Raw genomic sequence first — 23141 nt, 5'->3', positions numbered from 1 at the left:
CAAGACGGCGAGAGGCGCAGCTAACTGATTCTTTTGGAGAGGCGTTGTATTTGGGGCTTGCCCCACGACCAGGCCGAGAACAACAAAAAACTGTCATAAGACAGAGCCTGTACTGGTTGGATCGAGAGATCACTGCAATTCAGCGACCAAAGCAATCCGTTTGCTCTTGGCTCCCAATTGGGAGGGTCATGAAGGAAGCTTCATGGCGTGGGCACTCAACAAAAACAAGAAGCCCGAAACCAATAACAAAAATAGAGCATGCAACTACTTCTTGGGGAGCTTCGGCTCCCCTTGTAGTTTCCGCGATTCAGAAACCGCTTCACGCCCGCCGCTGCCTTGAAACGTGCGGCCTACAGCTCAAATCTCCTGCGTCCTACACCATCCCCCGACTAAATGCTAGAATCCCCGCCCATCATGCGGTCATTCTTCGTTTTGGCCGAACATTCCTTCAAACAGTGCATCCCATGCTGAAGAAGTTGTTCCAGTCATTCCGTACACCCGTGCGTCGTACGCAACACATCCGCAGCACGCCTGAAGTGCTCAACAGCGGCCAACATTCGCTGCAAAAGGCACAATTCAGCCGCTACGCGGTGAACATCGTCGAACGCCTGCAGGGCGCCGGTTACCAGGCCTATCTGGTCGGTGGTTGTGTGCGCGACATGCTGCTTGGCATCACGCCGAAAGACTTTGACGTCGCCACCAGCGCCACCCCTGAGCAAGTCCGGGCCGAATTTCGCAACGCGCGAATCATCGGTCGCCGGTTCAAGCTGGTGCACATCCACTTTGGCCGCGAAATCATCGAAGTCGCGACCTTCCGCGCCAATCACCCGCAAAACGACGAAGAGGAAGACAGTAACCAGTCTTCCCGCAACGAGAGCGGGCGCATCCTGCGCGACAACGTCTACGGCACCCTGGAAGAAGACGCGCAGCGTCGCGACTTCACCATCAACGCCCTCTATTACGACCCGGTCAGCGAGCGCATTCTCGATTACGCCAACGGCGTGCACGACATCCGCAATCACCTGATCCGCCTGATCGGCGATCCCAAGCAGCGCTATCAGGAAGATCCGGTACGGATGCTGCGGGCCGTGCGTTTCGCGGCCAAGCTGAACTTCGGCATCGAGAAGCACAGCGCCCTGCCGATCCGCGACCTGGCCCCGATGCTGCGCGAGATCCCGGCAGCCCGCCTGTTCGAAGAAGTGCTCAAGCTGTTCCTTTCCGGCCATGCCGCGGACACCTTCGAAATGCTGGTCGACCTGCAGCTGTTCGATCCGCTGTTCCCGGCCAGTGCCGAGGCGCTGGAATACAACCCGACCTACACCCACACCCTGATTAGCGAAGCGCTGATCAACACCGACCTGCGGATCAAGCAGAACAAACCGGTAACGCCGGCGTTCCTGTTTGCGGCCCTGCTGTGGCCTGCCCTGCCGGCACGGGTACTGCGCTTGCAGGAACGTGGCATGCCACCGATTCCGGCGATGCAGGAAGCGGCTCACGAGCTGATTGCCGAACAGTGCCAGCGCATTGCGATTCCGAAACGCTTCACCCTGCCGATCCGCGAGATCTGGGACATGCAGGAGCGCCTGCCACGGCGTAGCGGCAAACGTGCCGACCTGTTGCTGGACAACCCACGGTTCCGCGCCGGTTACGATTTCCTGCTGCTGCGCGAAAGCGCTGGGGAGCAGACCGACGGCCTGGGCGAATGGTGGACGGATTATCAAGACGCCAACGACAGTGAACGTCGCGACATGATCCGCGACCTCAGCGGCAAGGACGAAGGCACCGGTGCACCACGCAAACGTCGCCGCACCAGTGGCTCCAAGCGTAAGCGCACCGCCGGTGTTTCGGATTCTTCGGGCGAGTAATCCATGGAACGCATCTACATCGGCATGGGCAGCAATCTCGCCGCCCCCGCCGAACAGTTGCGCAGCGCAGTCGCTGCATTGGCGCAGCTGCCGCACTCGAAACTGGTCGCCGTTTCCGACTTTTATCAAAGCGACTCGCTGCTGCCCGGCCAACCGCGTTACACCAACGCGGTCGCCGCCCTCGACAGCACCCTGGCGCCGCTGGACTTGCTCGATGCCCTGCAAGCCATCGAGAACGAGCAGGGTCGCGAGCGACTCGAGCGCTGGGGACCGCGCACGCTGGATCTCGACATCCTGCTGTACGGCGACCGCCTGATCGACGAACCGCGCCTCAAAGTCCCGCATTACCACATGCAGGAACGGGCCTTCGTGCTGTATCCCCTGGCGGAACTGGCCCCCGCGGATCTGCGCCTCGCCGATGGCCGCAGCCTCACAGCATTGCTCGCGGCCTGCCCGTTCGTCGGCCTGGAACGCCTGACTACAAATTGACACAACTCCCCGTGGGAGCGGGCTTGCTCGCGAAGGCGGTGTATCAGTCGACACCATTTTTGACTGGCACACCCCATTAGCGAGCAAGCCCGCTCCCACATTGATGTGCAACATCTCCTACAGAATTTGCTGAAACGCATCAGTCCCCTTCGGTAACACCGCCCGCGTAACAATGCGGTAACACATGCAATTGACTTCCCGAGTTCTCCTCACGACTATAGGCGTCCCGCTGCCGCCATCACGGCACGCAAGGGCGCAATCCAGGCCTTATAAGCACGACAAAAGACCGTGCGCCTGAGTAGATGACGAATCACGCGCGTTACTCGCAGTAGTTTCCATAGCGCCTGAACGAGGATTTTTTGACATGCCAGCCATCACCCTGACCACGCTCCAGAGCCTCAAGCAGAAAGGTGAAAAAATCACCATGCTGACCTGCTATGACGCGACCTTCGCCCACGCCTGCAACCAGGCTGGCGTCGAAGTGCTGCTGGTGGGCGACTCCCTCGGCATGGTTTTGCAAGGTCACGACAGCACCCTGCCGGTCACCACCGCCGAAATGGCTTACCACGTGGCCAGCGTAAAACGCGGTAACACCGACGCGTTGATCCTCGCCGACCTGCCCTTCATGGCCTATGCCACCCCCGAACAAGCCATGACCAACAGTGCCCTGTTGATGCAGGCCGGTGCGCACATGGTCAAGGTCGAAGGGGCATTGTGGCTGGCCGACTCGATTCGCCTGCTCGCCGAGCGTGGTATCCCGGTGTGCGCACACATGGGCCTGACGCCGCAATCGGTGAACATCCTCGGCGGGTACAAGGTCCAGGGCCGCAATGAAAACCAGGCGCGCCAGATGCGTGCCGATGCGATTTCCCTGGAACAGGCCGGCGCGGCGATGCTGTTGCTCGAGTGCGTGCCAAGCGAGCTGGCCGAAGAGATCACCCAGGCAGTGAAGATTCCGGTGATCGGTATCGGCGCCGGCCATCGCACCGACGGCCAGGTACTGGTCCTGCACGACATGCTGGGCCTGTCCATCACCGGTCGGGTACCCAAATTCGTGAAGAACTTCATGGCCGGCCAGGACAGCATTCACGCCGCCTTGAGCGCCTACGTCACTGAAGTCAAAGCGGCGACCTTCCCTGGCATCGAACATGGATTCTCTGCATGAACACCGTAAAAACCGTCCGCGAACTGCGGGCCGCCGTGGCCCGTGCCCGTAACGAAGGCAAGCGCATCGGCTTCGTGCCGACCATGGGCAACCTGCACAGCGGTCACGTCGCGCTGATCACCAAGGCTACCCAGCGGGTCGATTTCGTGGTCGCCAGTATCTTCGTCAACCCGCTGCAATTCGGCGCCGGCGAAGACCTCGACAAATACCCGCGCACCCTCGCCGCCGACCAGGAAAAACTGCTTGAAGCCGGCTGCGACCTGCTGTTCGCGCCGACAGTCGAAGAGATGTATCCCGACGGCATGGCCGGCCAGACGCGCGTCAGCGTCCCGCAATTGTCCGAAGGCCTGTGCGGCGCCAGCCGTCCGGGGCATTTCGAAGGCGTGGCGACCGTGGTCAGCAAGCTGTTCAACATGGTCCAGCCGGACCTGGCGATTTTCGGCCAGAAAGACTTCCAGCAACTCGCCGTTATCCGCGCCCTGGTCCACGACCTGAACATGCCGATCCAGATCATCGGCGAGCCGACGGTCCGTGCGGCCGATGGCCTGGCGTTGTCTTCGCGCAACGGCTTCCTCAGCGAAGAGCAGCGCGCGGTCGCACCGATTGTGTATCGCACCCTGAGCGAGATCGCCGCATCGATCAAGCAGGGCGAGCAGGATTTCCCGGCGCTGATCAGTGCGCAGATCAAGCAGCTCGAAGCCGCCGGCTTGCGCCCGGACTACCTGGAAATTCGCCACGCCCTGACATTGCGCCCGGCGACTCCCGAGGATCGGGACCTGGTGATTCTGGTGGCGGCGTTCCTCGGGACGACGCGGTTGATCGACAACCTGCACCTGAACCTCGATACCCCCGCCTGAGCACCGCAATTCCTGTGGGAGCGGGCTTGCATCGCGAATGCAGTGTGTCAGTCGGCATCATTTCTGACTGACACACCGCATTCGCGAGCAAGCCCGCTCCCACATTGGATACCCGTTGGATTCCATTGCGTACTCCATCCATAAACCCTTCGGGCCATTTGCCCACCGACCTGGGAAAACCCTCATGCACGCCATCATGCTCAAAGCCAAGCTGCATCGCGCCGAAGTCACCCACGCTGTACTCGATTACGAAGGCTCTTGCGCCATCGACGGCGAATGGCTGGACCTGTCCGGCATTCGTGAATACGAACAGATCCAGATCTACAACGTCGACAACGGCGAGCGCTTCACCACCTACGCCATTCGTGGCGAGGAAGGCTCGCGCATGATCTCGGTCAACGGTGCCGCCGCGCACAAGGCCAAGGTTGGCGACCGCGTGATCATCTGCGCTTACGCCCACTACAGCGAAGCCGAATTGCTCAACTTCAAACCGCGCATGCTCTACATGGCGCCGGGCAACGAACTGAGCCACACCAGCAACGCCATTCCGGTCCAGGTCGCCTGATCGCAGGCAGTCTGACCTCCGTCTGTCGGACGATTCCTGAATTTGATGCTAAAAAGTACCGGAAACAGGTCAGACAAAGTCAAGACAGATCATTGCGCGGGGTTTACTGTATTCGCCCTGCGCCATGAAATGGTGTCGGCGCAGTTGACCGGACGCCCACCCACAGCGCTCCGGGATTTTTTGTGTTCAAAAGGCCGTTCAAGTAAAAAGGAAACCCGCAGCGATGGCGTATTACCGCACTCCTCACGACGTGACCGCTCTGCCCGCCTGGCAAGCGTTGAATGACCACCGCCAAGCCATGCAGGATTTCAGCATGCGCGAGGCTTTCAATGCCGATCCGCAGCGTTTTACTCAATTCACGCTCAGCAGCTGCGGCCTGTTTCTCGACTATTCGAAAAACCTGATCAACGCCGAGACCCGCAACCTGCTGGTGGGTCTGGCCAACGAAGTCGACCTCAAGGGCGCGATCAAGTCGCTGTTCGATGGTGAAATCGTCAACGCTTCCGAAGGTCGCCCGGCCCTGCACACGGCCCTGCGCCGTCCGGTCGGCGACAAGTTGTCGGTCAACGGCGTCAACGTGATGCCTGAAGTGCACAAGGTGCTGAACCAGATCACCGACCTCGTGGGCCGCATCCACGATGGCCTGTGGCGCGGTTACACCGAAAAGCCGATCACCGACGTGGTGAACATCGGCATCGGTGGCTCGTTCCTCGGCCCGGAGCTGGTGTCCGAAGCGCTGCTGGCCTACGCCCAGAAAGGCGTGCGCTGCCATTACCTGGCAAACATCGACGGCAGCGAATTCCACGAACTGGCGATGAAGTTGCGTGCCGAGACCACGCTGTTCATCGTGTCGTCGAAATCCTTCAACACCCTCGAAACGCTGAAAAACGCCCAGGCCGCCCGTGCCTGGTACCTGGCCCAGGGCGGTTCGGAAGTCGAGTTGCATCGTCACTTCATCGCGGTTTCGAGCAACAACGCCGCCGCCGTGGCGTTCGGCATCCGCGAAGAGAACATCTTCCCGATGTGGGACTGGGTCGGCGGGCGTTACTCGCTGTGGTCGGCCATCGGCCTGCCCATCGCCCTGGCGATCGGCATGTCGAACTTCAAGGAACTGCTGTCCGGTGCCTACACCATGGACCAGCACTTCCAGAGCGCGCCGTTCGAACAGAACATGCCGGTGCTGCTGGCCCTGCTCGGTGTCTGGTACGGCAACTTCTGGGGTGCGCAGAGTCACGCGATCCTGCCGTATGACCACTACCTGCGTAACATCACCAAGCACTTGCAACAGCTGGACATGGAGTCCAACGGCAAGCGCGTGCGCCAGGACGGCACGCCAGTGTCCACCGACACAGGTCCCGTGATCTGGGGTGGCGTGGGCTGCAACGGCCAGCATGCCTATCACCAGTTGCTGCATCAGGGCACCCAGTTGATCCCGGCCGACTTCATCGTGCCGATCGTCAGTTTCAACCCGGTGTCCGACCACCACCAGTGGCTGTACGCCAACTGCCTGTCCCAGAGCCAGGCGCTGATGCTGGGCAAGACCCTGGCCGAAGCCGAAGCGGAATTGCGCGACAAAGGCATGAGCGAAGCCGAAGTGCACAAAATCGCACCGCACAAGGTGATCCCGGGCAACCGTCCGAGCAACACCCTGGTGGTCGAGCGCATCAGCCCGCGTCGCCTCGGTGCGCTGGTGGCGATGTACGAACACAAAGTCTTCGTGCAGAGCGTGATCTGGGGCATCAACGCCTTCGATCAGTGGGGCGTGGAGCTGGGCAAGGAGTTGGGCAAAGGCGTCTACAACCGCCTGGTCGGCAGCGAAGAAACCCCGGCTGATGACCCGTCCACCCAAGGGCTGATCAACTACTTCCGCGGTCGTCACCGCGGATAACCTGAACAAACCTGCTACCCCTGTGGGAGCGGGCTTGCTCGCGAAGGCGGCGTGTCAGTCGGCAAATTCATCGACTGACACGACGCCTTCGCGAGCAAGCCCGCTCCCACAGTTGTTTTGTGGATGACTTGAACCCGTTGGGTACTCGGCGCATCTTTATTACTTGTTGCCAAAAACAAGAATAAGGAACCGTCATGTTCGATATCAGCACGTTCCCCAAAGCCGATGCCGTCCGCCGGGCTGCACAACTGAGTCAAGACGACTACCACCGCCTCTACCGCGAATCCATCGAACACCCCAGTACGTTCTGGGCCGAACAGGCCAGTCGCTTTCTCGACTGGAGCAAACCCTGGGACACCGTCCAGCGCTATGACCTGAAAACCGGCGAAGCCAGCTGGTTTGCCGGCGCCACCTTGAACGTCAGCTACAACTGCATCGACCGCCATCTGGAACAGCGCGGCGATCAGGTCGCAATCATCTGGGAAGGCGACGACCCCGCCGAATCCACGCAAATCACCTACAAAAAACTGCACCACAACGTCTGTCGCCTGGCCAACGTGCTCAAAAGCCGTGGCGTGAAGAAAGGCGACCGGGTGTGCATCTACATGCCGATGATCCCCGAGGCGGCCTACGCCATGCTCGCCTGTACGCGCATCGGCGCGGTGCATTCGGTGGTGTTCGGCGGCTTTTCCCCGGACTCCCTGCGCGACCGCATCCTGGATGCCGATTGCCGCACCGTGATCACCGCCGATGAAGGCGTGCGCGGCGGAAAATTCGTCCCGCTCAAACAGAATGTCGATAAAGCCCTGCAAAGTTGCCCTGCTGTCAGCACTGTGGTCGTGGTCGAGCGCACGCAGAATCAGGTGGACTGGGTCGAAGGCCGGGACCTCTGGTATCACCAGGCGCTGCGCGACGTCGGCGACGATTGCCCGCCCGAGCCGATGGGCGCCGAAGACCCGCTGTTCATCCTCTATACCTCCGGCAGCACCGGTAAACCCAAAGGCGTGCTGCACACCACCGGCGGCTACCTGCTGCAAGCGGCAATGACGTTCAAGTACGTGCTGGACTACCGCGACGGCGAAGTCTTCTGGTGCACCGCCGATGTCGGCTGGGTCACCGGCCACAGCTACATCGTCTACGGCCCGCTGGCCAATGGCGCCACCACGCTGATCTTCGAAGGCGTACCGGGTTATCCGAGCACCTCGCGCTTCTGGCAAGTGATCGACAAGCACAAGGTAAACATCTTCTACACCGCTCCGACCGCCCTGCGCGCCCTGATGCGTGAAGGTCCCGAACCGCTGAAGGAAACGTCCCGCGCCAGCGTCAGGCTGCTCGGCACCGTCGGTGAGCCGATCAACCCGGAGGCGTGGGAATGGTATTTCCACACGGTGGGCGAAGAGCGTTGCCCAATTGTCGATACCTGGTGGCAGACCGAAACCGGCGGCATCATGCTCAGCCCCCTGGTGAGTGCTCAACGCATCAAGCCTGGCTGTGCCACGCAGCCCATGTTTGGCGTGCAACCGGTGCTGCTCGACGAGCACGGCAAGGAAATCAAAGGCGCCGGCAGCGGCGTGCTGGCCATCAAGTCCAGCTGGCCGGCGCAGATCCGCAGCGTCTACGGCGATCCGCAACGGATGGTCGACACCTACTTCAAGCCTTACCCCGGCTATTACTTCACCGGCGATGGCGCCCGCCGCGACGAAGACGGCGATTACTGGATCACCGGGCGCATCGACGATGTGATCAACGTGTCCGGGCACCGCATCGGCACCGCCGAAGTGGAAAGCGCCCTGGTGCTGCACGACAGCATCGCCGAGGCCGCCGTGGTCGGTTACCCCCACGACGTCAAGGGCCAGGGCATCTATGCTTTCGTCACCCCCATGAACGGCGTGGACGCAAACGACGAACTGAAGAAGGAACTGCTGGGGTTGGTCAGCAAGGAAATCGGCAGTTTCGCCAAGCCGGACCTGATCCAGTGGGCGCCGGCCTTGCCGAAAACCCGTTCGGGCAAGATCATGCGACGTATTCTGCGCAAGATTGCCTGCAACGAGCTGGACAGCCTTGGCGACACCTCGACCCTGGCCGACCCGAGCGTGGTGCAGGGCCTGATCGATAAACGCCTGAACCAATGACCTACTGCCGTCTCCTGTAGGAGCTGTCGCAGGCTGCGGCAGCTCCTACAAAAAATCACCGGGATCCCATGGAATTCATCCGCAGCCGCATCGAAACGCAAATCATGAGCCTGACAGGGCTGTCCCTGGGCAAGCTCGATCTGGAAAACCCCAAGGGCGATCCCGGCCTGTTCGGGCCTGACTCAGTGAGCTGGCAAGTGCACGGTGATTTCAGCAGCATGCTCATCGGCGGTATCAGCGCCCTGATGCTGCAAGCCCTGCATCCCCTGGCCCTGGCGGGTGTGTGGGACCATTCGAATTTTCGCGAGGACATGCTTGGCCGGCTGCGCCGCACCGGGCAATTCATCTCCGGCACCACCTTCGGTTCACGCCAGGATGCCGACTGGCTGATCGAGAAAGTGCGTACCATTCACCTCCAGATCACCGGCACGGCACCGGACGGACGACCTTACGCCGCCAGCGATCCCGACCTGCTGACCTGGGTGCATGTGGCCGAAGTCAGTCACTTTCTGGCCGCGCACTTGCGTTATCGCAATCCGCATCTGTCACCGGCCGATCAGGATCGCTACTACGCAGAAATCGCGTTGGTCGCCGAACGCCTGGGTGCCCGGAACGTGCCCCGCTCCCGACAGGCAGTTGCCGATTATCTTGAGCAAATGAAGCCGCAACTGCTGTGTGACGAACGCAGTCGCGAAGTGCTGCGCCTGTTGCTCAATGCCCCGGCGCCGAGCCGCCTGGCCAAGCCGTTTGGCGGACTGATGATGCAGGCCGGGATCGACCTGCTGCCGGACTGGGCCAGCGACCTGCTCGGCGTCAGCCAGAGCCCGCTGCAACGCAAGCTGATCCGCGCCAGCATCAATCGCAGCGCGCCCATGCTGCGCTGGGCGGTGCGCAATGGTTCGGTGCAGCGAGCCAAGCGGCGGATGGGTTTGCTCAGTTGAAGTGCAACAGCTTCGCGAGCAAGCCCGCTCACACCTTTGATCTGTGTCGAAAACCAAATGTGTGGACACCGCAGACAGCGGTAGGAGCGGGCTTGATCGCGAAGGCAGCACCTCGGATGAATGCCAAGCTGTTAAACTCCCGCGCCAAATTCCCACCTGCAAGGCGCCCAGCATGTCTTCCTTGAATCAGGCGCTGCGCGCCGCCCTCGAACATCGCCAGGACCTGTTGGCCGAGCTGCACAGCCAGGGCACCGATTGCTACCGCCTGTTCCATGGCAGCCAGGAAGGCGCCGGCGGCCTGACCATCGACCGCTATGGTCCGCAACTGATGGTGCAAAGCTTTCACCAGTCGCTGGAACGCGATGCGCTGTTACAGCTGCACGAAACCATCAACCAGCACCTGGGACTTGAAAGCCTGCTGGTGTACAACGACCGCTCCCGCGGCAACTCGCGAATTGACCGCGAAGACACCGTTTACCGCGCCGACGAAGCGGCGTTGCAAGATCTGGTCGGCCACGAATGGGGCCTCAATTACCGGGTACGCGGGCGTCACGCCGGGCAGGACCCCCTGCTGTTTCTTGACTTGCGCAACACCCGTGGCTGGGTCAAGGCCCACAGCAAAAACAAAAGCGTGCTCAACCTGTTTGCCTACACCTGCGGCGTAGGCCTTAGCGCGGCGGCCGGTGGCGCCCGTGAGGTGTGTAACCTGGACTTCGCCGAGGGCAACCTGGCGGTCGGTCGTGAAAACGGCCTGCTCAACCCGCAGCTGCCGACCATGGAATTTGTCCAGTCCGATTACTTTCCGGCCATCCGCCAATTGGCCGGCTTGCCCATCAGCCAGCGACGGGGACAAAAGCTGCCAAACTATCCGCGCCTGGAACAGCGCCAGTACGATCTGGTGCTGCTCGATCCTCCGGCCTGGGCCAAGAGCGCTTTCGGCACGGTCGACCTGCTGCGCGACTACCAGAGCCTGCTCAAACCGGCGCTGCTGGCCACCGCCGACAACGGCGTGCTGATCTGCTGCAATAACCTGGCTAAAGTCAGCATGGACGACTGGCGTGAACAGGTTTTGCGTTGCGCAGAAAAGGCCGGGCGGCCCGTGCGTGAGTGGACGGTGATGAAACCGGGTGGCGATTTCCCGTCGATGGATCAGCAGCCGCCACTGAAAACCCTGATCCTGCAGCTCTGATCCACGTCAGACAAATCTGAAAAACCTCGATTGGGCGAATACTTCGGAACCGGAAACGCGTGCCATACTCCAAGGCACTCCGGTTCAGACAGATGAAGCCACACATGTACAAAGGATTGATTCGCGCCCTCGGCGCCTTGTTGACTGCTCTGGCTCTCTACAGCCTGCTGGGTTTTCTGATTTTGCCAGGCATCGCCTTGCGGATAGCCAACCAACAGTTGGCCAACTACGCGACGACCCCCGCCACGATCCAGCGAATCGAACTCAACCCTTTCAGCCTTGAAGTGACCCTTTGGGGCCTGAACATTGGCGAGCCCGGCAAGGAACAGGTCGGCTTCGAACGCCTGTATGCCAACCTGCAACTCGACAGTCTCTGGACCAAGGCGCTTCACCTGTCCAACATCGAACTGGACAAACCCAAAACCGAAGTGCTCTTTGGCAAGGACGGCAAACTCAACCTGCTAGGCCTGTTCAAACTGCCAGCGAGCGAGCCGACACCCGCCGATCCCGACGCCAAGCCATTCCCGCTGCGCATCGACAGCATCAAACTGGCGGGCGGCGCGGTGCACTTCCAGGATGAACGCCCCAGCGAACCCATCGAATTTCTCTACGACAAACTCGACTTCGAGCTGAAAAACCTCAGCACCTTGCCTGAAGACAGTGCCGACATGACCCTGGTGGCCATTGGACCGCATGGCGGGCAGATCGACTGGACCGGTAACTTCAGCCTCATCCCGATTGCCTCCGAAGGCAAGCTGAAGGTCACCGACGGCAAGATGAAAGCCTTCTGGCCCTATGTGCGCGATGCGGTGCCACTGGTACTCGAAGACGGCGTCTACACCCTCAGTACTGATTACAAAATCAACCTGTCCAAAGAAACCGAACTGCTGCTGAGCAACGTCGCCCTCAGTGTCGCCCCCTTCGCCATCAAGGCGCCGGACGGTCGGCCACTGGTGAAGCTCGCACGCCTGGACGTCAGCGACACCACGGTCGACCTGGCCAAGCAGCAAGTGGTCGTTGGCAAGGTCCGCAGCCAGAAACTGGAAACTTGGGCAGCCCTGGAAGCCGATGGCCAGCTCGATTGGCAGAAGCTGTTCGCCAGCCAGCCGTCCAAACCCGCGGCCAAGGCCAACGCCGAACCACCAAGCACCCCGGCGGCGGCCGACTCGCCAAAACCCGAGCCGGCGCCAGCGAGCAAACCCTGGCAGGTGCTGCTCAACGATGTGCAACTGCGCGATTACAAGGTGCATCTGGCGGACCGCAAGGCACAGCCCGTCGTGGAACTCGAACTGAGCCCGCTGAATCTCGATCTGCAGAAGTTCGACAGCCTCAATGGCTCGCCCTTCACCCTCAAGCTCGACACCGGGGTGGGCAAACAAGGCAGGATCATGGCCGATGGCGAGGTCAACCTGGCCCCGGTCAGCGCCAGGCTCAATGTGCAGACCAAGGACATCGACCTGCGTGTCGCGCAGTCCTACATCAACCCGTTCATTCGCCTGGAACTGCGCAGCGGCATGCTCGGCAGTGATCTGGCGGTCAACCTGAAAAGCACCGAGCCGCTGGCCCTCAGCGTCACCGGCCGTGCCCAGATCGATCAGTTGCACACCCTCGACACCCTGAAAACCCGCGACTTCCTCAAGTGGCAGCAGGTGGTGGTCGAAGGCCTGAACTACCAGCATGGCGACAGCCTGTCGATTGACAAGGTCAACTTGCTGCAACCCTACGTGCGTTTCATGATCAACGATGACCGCACCACCAACGTCGATGACCTTCTCATTCCGCAACCGGCCGATTCCGGCGCCAAGACTGCCGCCGCCCAGCCCGCCAGCAAAGAAAAACCCCTGGGCATCCACATCGGTGGCATTGCCATCAACGACGGTTCGGCCAACTTCGCCGACTTCAGCCTGACCCCTAACTTCGCCACCGCCGTTCAGCAACTCAACGGCCAGATCGGCACCATCGACAGCCGCCAGGCAAAACCGGCGAGCGTCGACGTCAAGGGCAAGGTCGACCGCTATGCGCCCGTGACCATCAAGGGCGCGGTCAACCCGTTCGACCCGATGGCCAGCCTCGACATCGCCACCAGCTTCAAACGCGTGGAACTGACCACCCTGACGCCCTACTCCGGCAAGTTCGCCGGTTACCGCATCCGCAAGGGCCGGCTGAATCTCGACCTGCATTACAAAATCACCAAGGGCCAGCTCCAGGCCGAAAACAAGGTGGTGGTCGAGCAACTACAACTGGGTGAAAAAGTCGACAGCCCGGACGCCGTGAGCCTGCCGCTGAAATTGGCGATTGCCTTGCTCAAGGATGTCGATGGCAAGATTTCCATCGAATTGCCGGTGTCCGGCGACCTGAACAACCCGCAATTCAGTGTCATGCCGATTGTCTGGCAGACCCTGCGCAACCTGATCGTCAAGGCCGCCGCCGCGCCGTTCAAACTGATTGGTGGACTGGTGAGTGGCGGTGGCTCGGAAGACCTGGGCAGCGTGTCCTTCGCGCCAGGTTCAAGCGAGCTGAGCAAGGACGCTGAAGCCGCACTGGTCAAGCTGTCCAACGCCCTCAAGGAACGCCCGGCCCTGCGCCTGGAAATCGAAGGCACCGCCGCCAAGAGCAGCGACGGCCCGCTGATTGCCGAGCAACGCCTGGAACGGGAATACCAGTACAACTACTACAAAATGCTCCAGCGTCGCGGTGAAAAGGTTCCGGCCAAAGCCGCTTTGCTGGAAGTACCCGACAGCGAGAAAGGTCCGCTGCTGGAGGGCATCTACCGCACACGCCTGAAAACCCAGCCGCCTGCCGAATGGAAAGACCTGGGCAAGGAAGATCGAACAGCCAAGATGCGCGAAGGCGTGATCCAGTTCTGGAGTTCCAGCGAAGTGCTGTTGCGCGAGTTGGGCCAGGAACGCGCCAGCAGCATCAAGGACTATCTGGTCGACAAAGGCCAGCTGGCCGATGACCGCGTGTACTTCATCGACGCGCAGTTGGGCGAAGCGGAAAAAGACGGCAAGGTGGTTACGCCGATGCATCTGGACGCCGAGTGATGGCCAAAAGGCTGCTGCTCGCACTGGCGCTGGCGATGGCCGCGAGCCAGGCCTGGGCGGCGGACACTTTGCGCTGCGGCAGCCAATTGGTCAGCGTCGGCGACCGGTCGAGCGAAGTGCTGCAAAAGTGCGGCGAACCGGCCAGCCGCGACCTGCTGGGCTACAAACGCAGCGCCAATCGACGGGAAGAGTTCCAGGTCGAGGAATGGACCTACGGACCGAATGGCGGGATGTATCAGTACCTGCGGTTCGAGGGCAATCGCTTGAAGCAGATCACCAGCAAACGCGGTAACTAAGACCACCACAACCCCCTGTAGGAGCGAGCCTGCTCGCGATAGCGGTCTGTCAGGCAACTCGGATGTTGAATGACAGACCGCTATCGCGAGCAGGCTCGCTCCTACAGGGGGTTTGTGTTGCCCGGAATAGAACAGGCCCCGACACGAATGCCGGGGCCTGTAATGGCCACATCCTTATGGCCGTTCGCATGAACTCCTAAAGATGCGACAGACGTATACCTCGGCCCGCCTGCCGCGCCTTCTCCCAGTCCAGGCGAGAAGCCTTGCCTTACTCGGCTTTCAGGCCGTCGGCGGAAACCGCCTTGACGCCTTTGATTTTCTTGGTGATTGCCACGGCGGTGGCTTTCTGGGCATCGGTCACTGCAACAGTGGACGACAGGGACACAACGCCTTTGTTGGTTTCAACTTTGATGTCGGTGCCAGGAATGCCTTTTTCGGTAACCAGGTCGGTTTTGACTTTGGTGGTAATCCAGGTATCGGAACCGGCTTCCGTGGCCTTGGTCATTTCACCGGCTGCCAGTGTCAGAGGAGCCTGGGTGGCTTGAGTCTGTGCAAACGCAGCATTGGCCATGGTCAGGGTCAGCGCGGTAGCAGTAGCGGCAGCGATAGCGAACTTCTTCATACGAGTAACTCCTGTTTTTCTGGAAAGTCTGCTGGGTGTCTTGTCAGCAGGGTTACCAGAGATATTGCGAACGCTGTGCCAACTTTGAGACACCTTATAAATCCTTATAAATCAATAAGTTATAAAATTGGTCATTTTCCGTAATCATGCAAAATGCATGAGTTGCTCTTTCTCTACATGCAAGTTGCAGGTTTTGTAGAAGGCCTAAGGCCATGAAATATCGGGGATTTTCCAGATGAGCCGATTTATCGACCGGCCATTAAAAAAAATACCCCGCCAGAGGCGAGGTATTGGTGTTGCACCCAAGGGATCAGGCTTTAGGTACAACGCCGGTGCAGCCTTTAGGCGCGAATTCCTGATCGACGCCCGTGGCGCATGTCCAACCCGTCAACGCACGGGTCAGGGTAATGGTTTTGTTCAGCACCGGGCCCGGCGCATTGAGGATGGTGCAAGCAATCGTGCCCGTGCCATCCGCGGCTTTGCCCGACGCGGTCGTCGTGCAGTTGGAGGTTGTCGTGTTACCGCCAATTTTCGTCAGGTCCGGATCGGTCCCTTGATTCATCAGGTCTTCGAACGGCACTTTCAATGCCGAAATCTCGGCCAGCCCCGCCGTCACCTTCGCCCGCGCCTGGTACTTGGAATAAGCCGGTATCGCAAAGGTCGCGAGAATCCCGATGATCGCCACCACGATCAACAGCTCGATGAGGGTAAAACCTTTTTGAGTGTTCATAGACAGCCTCCGTGCATGAGTCGAAATCTCATGATCTGATTCTGTCGCAGCACAGCCCATGCCAAGCCCCGTACGCCCTGTTGACAGGGTGTACGGCCTCGCCAGCGCGCTGTGGGGCTGCGAGGATCCGCACTATCTGACACTTTTTGTCACCTGAGCGTCGCTGGTTTGGTTCCATCGCTTGACTAGGCTATAAGTCATTCAACGGTCCTGGTCCGGAATCACAATGAATGACATCGCCCTCAGCGGCCTGGCCAAGCAATTGGTCCTGGCCGGGCTGCTCACTGAAAAAAGCGCGCAACAGGCGTCTCAACAAGCCCAACGCAACCGCATCTCCCTCGTCAGTTACCTGGTGCAGAACAAACTGGTGAAAAGCCGCCAGGTTGCCGAGATCGCTTGCGAACATTTCGGCATCGCCCTGATGGACCTCAACAGCCTGGACAAGGAAACCCAGCCCAAGGGACTGGTCAGCGAGAAACTGGTCCGCCAGCACCACGCACTGCCGCTCTGGCGTCGGGGCAACAAGTTGTTCGTGGGGATTTCCGACCCGACCAATCACCAGGCCATCAACGACATCCAGTTCAGCACCGGGCTTTCCACCGAAGCGATCCTCGTGGAGGACGACAAGCTCAGCGATGCCATCGAGAAATTCTTCGACAGCCACGGCACTGGCCTGGAAGAGATGGCCGACGTTGACCTCGACGGCCATGACATCGAGACGATCGATGACCCGCGCGAGGACGCCATCGTCGGCCAGGATGCCGACGACGCGCCGGTGGTGCGCTTCGTCCACAAGATGCTGCTCGATGCGATCCGAAGCGGCTCCTCCGACCTGCATTTCGAGCCCTACGAAAAAATCTACCGCGTGCGCATGCGCACCGACGGCATGCTGCGCGAAGTGGCAAAACCACCGGTCCAGTTGGCCAACCGCATCGCGGCTCGGCTGAAAGTCATGGCCAGCCTCGACATCTCCGAGCGTCGCAAGCCCCAGGACGGGCGGATCAAGATGCGCCTGTCCAAGAGCAAATCCATCGATTTCCGCGTCAATACCCTGCCGACCCTGTGGGGCGAGAAAGTGGTGATCCGGATCCTCGACCCGTCCAGCGCGCAAATGGGCATCGACGCCCTCGGCTACGAGCCTGAACAGCAAGAGCTGTACATGAGCGCCCTCAAGCAGCCACAGGGCATGATTTTGGTAACCGGCCCCACCGGTTCGGGCAAAACCGTGTCGCTGTACACCGGGCTGAACATTCTCAACACCGTGGACATCAACATCTCGACCGCCGAAGACCCGGTGGAGATCAACATGGAAGGCATCAACCAGGTCAACGTCAATCCCAGGCAGGGCCTGGATTTTGCCCAGGCGCTGCGCTCGTTTCTGCGCCAGGACCCGGACGTCATCATGGTCGGCGAGATCCGTGACCTCGAAACCGCCGAAATCGCCATCAAGGCCGCCCAGACCGGGCACCTGGTGTTGTCGACCCTGCACACCAACAGCGCCGCGCAAACCCTGACCCGCCTGCAGAACATGGGCATCCAGGGTTTCAACATCGCCACTTCCGTCAGCCTGATCATCGCCCAGCGCCTGGCACGCAAACTGTGCAGCCATTGCCGGGCGCCCCTCGACGTCCCGCGCCAGACACTACTCAAAGAAGGCTTCCCCGAGGAACGCATCGGCACATTCACGATCTATGAGCCGGTCGGTTGCGAACTGTGCAACGGCGGCTATAAAGGGCGAGTGGGCATTTATGAAGTGGTGAAGAACACCCCGGACTTGCAACGGTTGATCATGGCCGATGGCAACTCGCTGCAAATCGATGAGCAAATGCGCAGGGACGGCTTCAATGACCTGCGCACCTCAGGCCTGCTCAAAGCCATGCAAGGCATCACCAGCCTTGAAGAAATCAACCGGGTCACCAAGGACTGAACATGGCGGTCAAAGCAGCAAAAATCAGCATTTATGCCTGGGAAGGCACTGACCGCAAAGGCACCAAGGTCACCGGTGAGTTGAGCGGTCAAAACCCGGCACTGATCAAGGCGCAACTGCGCAAACAAGGCATCAATCCCGCCAGGGTTCGCAAGAAAACCACGTCACTGTTCAACCTGGGCAAGCGCATCAAGGCCCAGGACATTGCCCTCTTTACCCGGCAGATGGCGACCATGATGAAAGCCGGCGTGCCGCTGTTGCAGTCATTCGACATCATTGCCGAAGGTTTCGACAACCCGGCCATGCGCACGCTGGTGGACGAGGTCAAGCAGGAAGTCGCGGCGGGCAACAGCTTCGCCGCCGCCCTGCGTAAAAAGCCTCGCTACTTCGATGAGCTGTACTGCAACCTGGTGGATGCCGGCGAGCAGGCCGGCGCCCTGGATACCCTGCTGGAACGGGTCGCGACCTACAAGGAAAAGAGCGAAAGCCTCAAGGCCAAGATCAAGAAAGCCATGACTTACCCGCTGGTGGTCGTGTTCGTCGCAACCATTGTGACCGGGATCCTGCTGGTCAAGGTGGTGCCGCAGTTCCAGTCGGTGTTCGAAGGCTTTGGCGCCGAACTGCCGGCCTTTACCGTTATGGTCATCGGCCTGTCGCGGTTCATGCAGGACTGGTGGTGGGCGATGCTCGGCGCGATGCTCGTGGCGGCCTTCGCGGTGCGCCACGCCTTCAAGACGTCCCAAGGTTTTCGTGATCGCATGGACGCCTGGCTGCTGAAACTGCCGCTGGTGGGGACCCTGATGTACAAATCCGCCGTGGCCCGTTTCGCCCGTACGCTGTCGACCACCTTCGCGGCCGGCGTGCCCTTGGTCGAAGCCCTGGATTCGGTGGCCGGCGCCACCGGCAACGTGGTGTTCAAGCGTGCGGTACTGCGCATCAGGCAAGACGTTTCGACAGGCATGCAGCTGAATTTTTCCATGCGCACCTCCGGTGTCTTTCCGAACATGGCGGTTCAAATGACCGCCATTGGCGAGGAGTCTGGCGCGCTGGACGACATGCTCGACAAAGTCGCCGGCTTCTACGAGGACGAGGTGGACAATATGGTCGATAACCTCACCAGCCTGATGGAGCCGTTCATCATGGTGGTGCTGGGTGTTATCGTCGGCGGCCTGGTGGTCGCGATGTACCTGCCCATCTTCCAACTCGGCGCAGCGATCTGACATGCCCCTCGACGAAATCCTGAACCTTTACCCACTGGCCTTTGTTGTCATCGCCGGCGTGCTGGGCCTGCTGGTCGGCAGTTTTCTCAACGTACTGATCTGGCGCCTGCCGAAGATGCTCGAACGCGAGTGGCGCGTGCAGGCCCATGAAATCCTCGGGTTGCCCGGTGAAACGCTGCCGCCGACCTACAATCTGCTGCTGCCGCACTCCGAATGCCCGCACTGCGGCCACCGGATTCGTGCCTGGGAAAACATACCGCTGCTCAGTTTTGCGTTTCTGCGCGGGCGCTGCTCAGGCTGCGCGGCGCCGATCAGCAAACGTTACCCGCTGACCGAACTGGCCTGCGGCCTGTTGTCTGCTTTCATTGCCTGGCACTTCGGTTTTGGCTGGCAAGCATGCATGGCGCTGATCCTGACCTGGGGCCTGTTGGCCATGAGCCAGATCGACGCCGAACATCAGTTGCTGCCGGACGTGCTGGTGCTGCCGCTGCTGTGGCTCGGGCTGATCGTCAACAGCTTCGGCCTGTTCGTGCCGGTGCATGACGCGCTATGGGGCGCCATCGCCGGCTACCTGCTGCTGTGGTCGGTGTTCTGGTTGTTCAAGCTGATCACCGGCAAGGACGGCATGGGCCATGGCGACTTCAAGCTGCTGGCGATGCTGGGGGCCTGGGGCGGCTGGCAGATTCTGCCGCTGACGGTCCTGCTCTCCTCCCTGGTGGGGGCGCTCATCGGCATGATTTACCTGCGCGTGCGCGGGGCAAAAACCTCGACGCCGATCCCCTTTGGCCCCTATCTGGTCATTGCCGGCTGGATTGCCTTGCTCTGGGGTGGTCAAATAACCGACTTCTATTGGCAGTTTGTCGGTTTGAAATGAATACCCCTGTGGAAAAACCCTGGATTCTCGGCCTGACCGGCGGCATTGGCAGCGGCAAAAGTGCGGCGGCGCAACACTTCATCGACCTCGGCGTGCACGTGGTCGATGCCGATCATGCCGCGCGCTGGGTGGTGGAGCCCGGCCGGCCGGCACTGGCGAGCATCGCCGAACACTTCGGCCCTGGCGTGTTGCAAGCCGACGGGCAACTGGATCGCGCCGCCTTGCGCAAACTGATCTTCGAAGTGCCGGATGAACGCCGCTGGCTGGAAGCCTTGCTGCATCCGCTGATCGGCGAAGAAATCGCCCATCATCTGGCGCTGGCAAAATCACCTTACGCGATTCTGGTTTCGCCCTTGCTGATCGAGTCCGGCCAGTACGCCATGGCCCAGCGGGTGCTGGTGATCGATGCCCCCGAACAGCTGCAGATCGAACGCACCTTGCGGCGTGACCAGACCAGCGAAGAGCAGGTCCAGGCAATCCTCAAGGTCCAGTCCAGCCGCCAGGATCGCGTAAGCCATGCCGACGATGTGGTGGTCAACGACCGCGACCTCGCCTGGCTGCGCAGCGAGGTCGAGCGCCTGCATCACTTTTATCTTTCCTTGCGTGGAGGCCAGTCATGAGCCAGATCCCAACCGTCGAATGCCCGACCTGCGGCGCCCCTGTCGAATGGAGCCCCGAGAGTAAATTCCGGCCATTCTGTTCCGACCGTTGCAAACTGATCGACCTGGGCGCCTGGGCATCGGAAGAGCACAAGATTCCGGTGGCCCCCGATGCCGAGGACGAATTGTTCAGCGGCGATTTCGACCCGCGTCACTGAGGCGCAGAAACGTCGACGGTTTCAAGGCTTGGGATCGTCGTCTTTCCAGGGAGCGGAGAGATAGCGTGTGCGGTTGAAGGTTTCCAGCCATTCCGGGCAGAACACCACCAGCGCGCTGACCACCATGCCGTTGATGAACGCCTCGGGGAAAATCAGCAGCCACAGATAGCCGATGAAATCCTCTAGCCAGTACGGCATGGCAAAACGTTCGTCGTACCACAACACCGTGAGCGACAACACCAGGCACAGTAACGCCGAAAGGGCTGCGGCAAAGAATCCGGAGCAGAAGATATACACGAAGGGGTTGCGTGGCTGCGCTCTCTCCACCGCGATCGCGCAACACTCGGTGACCAGCACCGGCAGCGCTATCAACAGCGCGCCATTCACGCCCATTGCAGCAAGGTCCTGTCGGCCCAACAGCACCAACCCCGTTTGCGCCACCAGCCCGCCGACAATCGCCAAAGGCCAGTCGAGCAACAACGTCACGGCGGTCATGCCGATGAAGTGATAAGACACGCCAGTGTCGAAATCCCGCCGCACCAGCCACAACACGAACAGCGCGAACACCGTGCCGAACATCAAATGCTGACGACGGCTGTCGGTAAACAATTCGACCCAGGGGGCTCGGCAGATCGCCCAGATCAGCACCGGCGCATAAACCAGCCATCCCACAGTCAGGGTTTCGGGTGATAGCAGTTCGACGCCGATCATTGCGGGGGCACACTCCGAACATGAAGAGGCCCTCAGTCTACACCGCACCCGCCCCCGTTGTAGGAGCGAGCTCTGCTCGCGAAAAACGCCAGGACAACGCGGTCCTTCAGGCCGTACGCGTCATCGTTAACGTCCATCGCGAGCAGAGCCCTCGCCTACAGGATCGCGCCGATTGTTACGTTTCCTGCAAGGCTGAATCAGCGGAACAGCTCTTTATCACTTGCGACCAAAGTCTAAACTTCAAGCATCAGAATCAACCCCGAGCCAACAACATGAAAACCCTTAGCACGCTGTTTCTGACCCTCATCGCCACCTCCGCAATGGCCGCCACCAGCGAGCCAGCCGCTACCCCGTACAACCCGGCGCAACCGCTGGACATCGCCAAGGTGGTTTCCGTGTCAGACACCGCGACCGCCTGCGGTGTGGTGCCGGCGACCATGGTGTATGTCGATCATCAGGGCCAGACCCACCGAGTGACCTACGAGGTCATGGGCGATTGCACGAGCAACCTGTGATCACTGGTTCATAGCAGCGACCAGGTGTAACTCAGGATCAAGCGGTTTTCATCGATATCACTGCGGTAGTTGGAGCGCGCCATGGCATTGCGCACACGGATGCCCAGGCCTTTGAGGCTGCCGCTCTGCAACACGTAGCCGATGTCCAGGTCGCGCTCGCGATCCTTGCCTTCAAAGCCTTGCCCGGTATCGACATTGTTGCCGGTGATGTAGCGCACGGTGCTGGTCAGCCCCGGCACGCCGAGGGCCGCGAAGTCGTAGTCGTAACGCACTTGCCAGGAGCGCTCGTCGGTATAGGCGAACTCATAGGTCGGCACTTCGTTGCCCAGCGGTGAGATGTTGGCAAAGACCCGCGGGAAAGCGCTGTCGCCGAACATGCCCTGATAACCGACGTAAAAGGTGTGACCACCGCGCTTGGCCGACAACAGGGAGAAAAACGCCTGATTGTCGATGTTGCCCAGCAGCTTTTTGCCGTCTTCGCGCGAATCGAAGTAACCGAGGTTCGCGCCCAGGGTCCAGTCTCCCAATGGCTCGCTGTGCTTGAGCCCCAGGAATCGCTGGTTGTAGATATCTTCCAGTTGCCCGTACCAGGAACTGACCGAGCTGCGTTTATCGTTGAAGGCGTAATCGGCGCCGGCAAAATTGAAGCCGTCACTGCTGACCTGACGTTGCGGTACGTGGCCGAGCATGGCCTGCATTTTTTCGTCGCCGGCCTCGTTGCGCAGGCTGGTCGAGTTCAAATGACCGGCCTGCAGTGTCAGGCCATTGATCTCACTGGAACTGATGCTTGCCCCCTGATAGCTGGGCGGCAGCAAGCGGATATCACTGAACACCAGCACGGGCAGGTTGGGTTGCAGCTCCCCCACCTTCAGTTCGGTTTTGGAGTAACGCACCTTCAAGGCTGCCTCGATACGGCTGTAATCATTGGCCGCGCGCCCGTCGTCCTGCACCGGCAACAGACCGGTATTGACCCGGTCCGGGCTGCTGTCGAGCTTGAGCCCGAGCAGGCCGATCAAGTCCACGCCAAATCCGACGGTGCCCTGGGTGTATCCCGATTTAACGTTGAGGATGAAACCTTGCGCCCACTCTTCAGCCTTCGACTGCTGGTTGGCCCCGACGATGTCGGAAAAATCCCGGCTGAAGTAGTAGTTGCGCGCTTGCAAGGTGGCGGTGGTGTCTTCGACGAAGCCACGCTCGGCGGCTGTCGCCCCGGCGGAGAAACTCGAGACGAGCGCCATGGACAACACTGAACCGGTTGCTGGAAGAATCTGTTTCATCGTTTTTTCTCTTATTT

General features: G+C 60.5%; 21 protein-coding genes. 17 read left to right on the top strand and 4 right to left on the bottom strand.

Annotated features, from left to right (window positions below):
* Positions 1-464 precede the first annotated feature (464 nt).
* The 11 genes from F8N66_RS29540 (at position 465) to F8N66_RS29490 (ending at position 14431) form a co-directional block, all read left to right on the top strand.
* Positions 465-1865 (top strand): polynucleotide adenylyltransferase PcnB, encoded by a 1401-nt coding sequence (locus F8N66_RS29540; RefSeq protein WP_150773440.1) that lies wholly within the window; start codon positions 465-467, stop codon positions 1863-1865.
* Positions 1866-1868: 3 nt separating this feature from the next.
* Positions 1869-2354: a 2-amino-4-hydroxy-6-hydroxymethyldihydropteridine diphosphokinase gene (gene folK, locus F8N66_RS29535; protein ID WP_150773439.1), complete on the top strand. Its 486-nt coding sequence runs from the start codon at positions 1869-1871 to the stop codon at positions 2352-2354.
* 364 nt (positions 2355-2718) lie between these two features.
* A complete protein-coding gene (gene panB / locus F8N66_RS29530; RefSeq protein ID WP_150773438.1) occupies positions 2719-3519 on the top strand; it encodes a 3-methyl-2-oxobutanoate hydroxymethyltransferase in 801 nt (266 codons plus the stop codon).
* Positions 3516-4376, top strand: a complete 861-nt coding sequence (gene panC, locus F8N66_RS29525; RefSeq protein WP_150773437.1) for a pantoate--beta-alanine ligase — start codon at positions 3516-3518, stop codon at positions 4374-4376. The genes panB and panC overlap by 4 nt, the downstream gene beginning before the upstream one ends.
* A 184-nt stretch (positions 4377-4560) precedes the next feature.
* Positions 4561-4941, top strand: a complete 381-nt coding sequence (gene panD / locus F8N66_RS29520; protein WP_003228271.1) for an aspartate 1-decarboxylase — start codon at positions 4561-4563, stop codon at positions 4939-4941.
* Between the two features lie 223 nt (positions 4942-5164).
* The gene (gene pgi / locus F8N66_RS29515) at positions 5165-6829 is read left to right on the top strand and encodes a glucose-6-phosphate isomerase (RefSeq protein WP_150773436.1); all 1665 of its coding nucleotides are present in this window, start codon (positions 5165-5167) and stop codon (positions 6827-6829) included.
* Between the two features lie 194 nt (positions 6830-7023).
* Entirely contained in the window at positions 7024-8961 is a 1938-nt protein-coding gene (gene acs, locus F8N66_RS29510) for an acetate--CoA ligase (protein WP_150773435.1), read from the top strand.
* A 68-nt stretch (positions 8962-9029) separates the two neighbouring features.
* Complete coding sequence (locus tag F8N66_RS29505; protein WP_150773434.1) at positions 9030-9902, top strand: oxygenase MpaB family protein; 873 nt, start codon at positions 9030-9032, stop codon at positions 9900-9902.
* Between the two features lie 172 nt (positions 9903-10074).
* Complete coding sequence (locus tag F8N66_RS29500) at positions 10075-11091, top strand: class I SAM-dependent rRNA methyltransferase (RefSeq protein WP_150773433.1); 1017 nt, start codon at positions 10075-10077, stop codon at positions 11089-11091.
* A 92-nt stretch (positions 11092-11183) separates the two neighbouring features.
* Positions 11184-14135 (top strand): DUF748 domain-containing protein, encoded by a 2952-nt coding sequence (locus F8N66_RS29495; protein ID WP_150773432.1) that lies wholly within the window; start codon positions 11184-11186, stop codon positions 14133-14135.
* Entirely contained in the window at positions 14135-14431 is a 297-nt protein-coding gene (locus F8N66_RS29490) for a DUF2845 domain-containing protein (protein WP_150773431.1), read from the top strand. The genes F8N66_RS29495 and F8N66_RS29490 overlap by 1 nt, the downstream gene beginning before the upstream one ends.
* A gap of 268 nt (positions 14432-14699) precedes the next feature.
* Here the strand turns inward: F8N66_RS29490 and F8N66_RS29485 are convergent, their stop codons facing one another.
* Positions 14700-15053 carry a BON domain-containing protein gene (locus tag F8N66_RS29485; RefSeq protein WP_150773430.1) on the bottom strand — a complete coding sequence of 118 codons (354 nt, stop codon included), beginning with the start codon at positions 15051-15053 and terminating at the stop codon, positions 14700-14702.
* Between the two features lie 310 nt (positions 15054-15363).
* Complete coding sequence (locus tag F8N66_RS29480; protein WP_150773429.1) at positions 15364-15783, bottom strand: pilin; 420 nt, start codon at positions 15781-15783, stop codon at positions 15364-15366.
* A 226-nt stretch (positions 15784-16009) separates the two neighbouring features.
* On the opposite strand from F8N66_RS29480, the gene pilB reads away from it, so the two are divergent.
* Genes pilB through yacG form a run of 5 tightly spaced genes read left to right on the top strand, consistent with a single transcriptional unit; the run spans position 16010 to position 20621 of the window.
* A complete protein-coding gene (gene pilB, locus F8N66_RS29475; RefSeq protein WP_150773428.1) occupies positions 16010-17710 on the top strand; it encodes a type IV-A pilus assembly ATPase PilB in 1701 nt (566 codons plus the stop codon).
* A gap of 2 nt (positions 17711-17712) precedes the next feature.
* Positions 17713-18930, top strand: coding sequence for a type II secretion system F family protein (locus F8N66_RS29470; protein WP_150773427.1), 1218 nt, complete (start codon positions 17713-17715; stop codon positions 18928-18930).
* A 1-nt stretch (position 18931) separates the two neighbouring features.
* Positions 18932-19804, top strand: a complete 873-nt coding sequence (locus tag F8N66_RS29465) for a prepilin peptidase (protein WP_150773426.1) — start codon at positions 18932-18934, stop codon at positions 19802-19804.
* Entirely contained in the window at positions 19801-20424 is a 624-nt protein-coding gene (gene coaE / locus F8N66_RS29460; RefSeq protein WP_150773425.1) for a dephospho-CoA kinase, read from the top strand. The genes F8N66_RS29465 and coaE overlap by 4 nt, the downstream gene beginning before the upstream one ends.
* Complete coding sequence (yacG, locus tag F8N66_RS29455; RefSeq protein ID WP_060543361.1) at positions 20421-20621, top strand: DNA gyrase inhibitor YacG; 201 nt, start codon at positions 20421-20423, stop codon at positions 20619-20621. Before coaE ends, yacG begins: the two co-directional genes overlap by 4 nt.
* A gap of 21 nt (positions 20622-20642) precedes the next feature.
* Here the strand turns inward: yacG and F8N66_RS29450 are convergent, their stop codons facing one another.
* A complete protein-coding gene (locus F8N66_RS29450; RefSeq protein WP_150773424.1) occupies positions 20643-21332 on the bottom strand; it encodes an energy-coupling factor ABC transporter permease in 690 nt (229 codons plus the stop codon).
* 272 nt (positions 21333-21604) lie between these two features.
* On the opposite strand from F8N66_RS29450, the gene F8N66_RS29445 reads away from it, so the two are divergent.
* Positions 21605-21847 (top strand): DUF2790 domain-containing protein, encoded by a 243-nt coding sequence (locus tag F8N66_RS29445; protein WP_150773423.1) that lies wholly within the window; start codon positions 21605-21607, stop codon positions 21845-21847.
* Positions 21848-21855: 8 nt separating this feature from the next.
* On the opposite strand, the gene F8N66_RS29440 is transcribed toward F8N66_RS29445, so the two are convergent.
* On the bottom strand, positions 21856-23124 hold the full coding sequence (locus tag F8N66_RS29440; protein WP_150773422.1) for an OprD family porin: 1269 nt from the start codon (positions 23122-23124) through the stop codon (positions 21856-21858).
* Positions 23125-23141 lie beyond the last annotated feature (17 nt).

The organism is Pseudomonas fluorescens (assembly GCF_902498195.1).
Lineage (GTDB): Bacteria > Pseudomonadota > Gammaproteobacteria > Pseudomonadales > Pseudomonadaceae > Aquipseudomonas > Aquipseudomonas fluorescens_BU.
The sequence above is the reverse complement of the archived record's forward strand: the minus strand, read 5'-3'. Positions and strand labels throughout refer to the sequence as shown.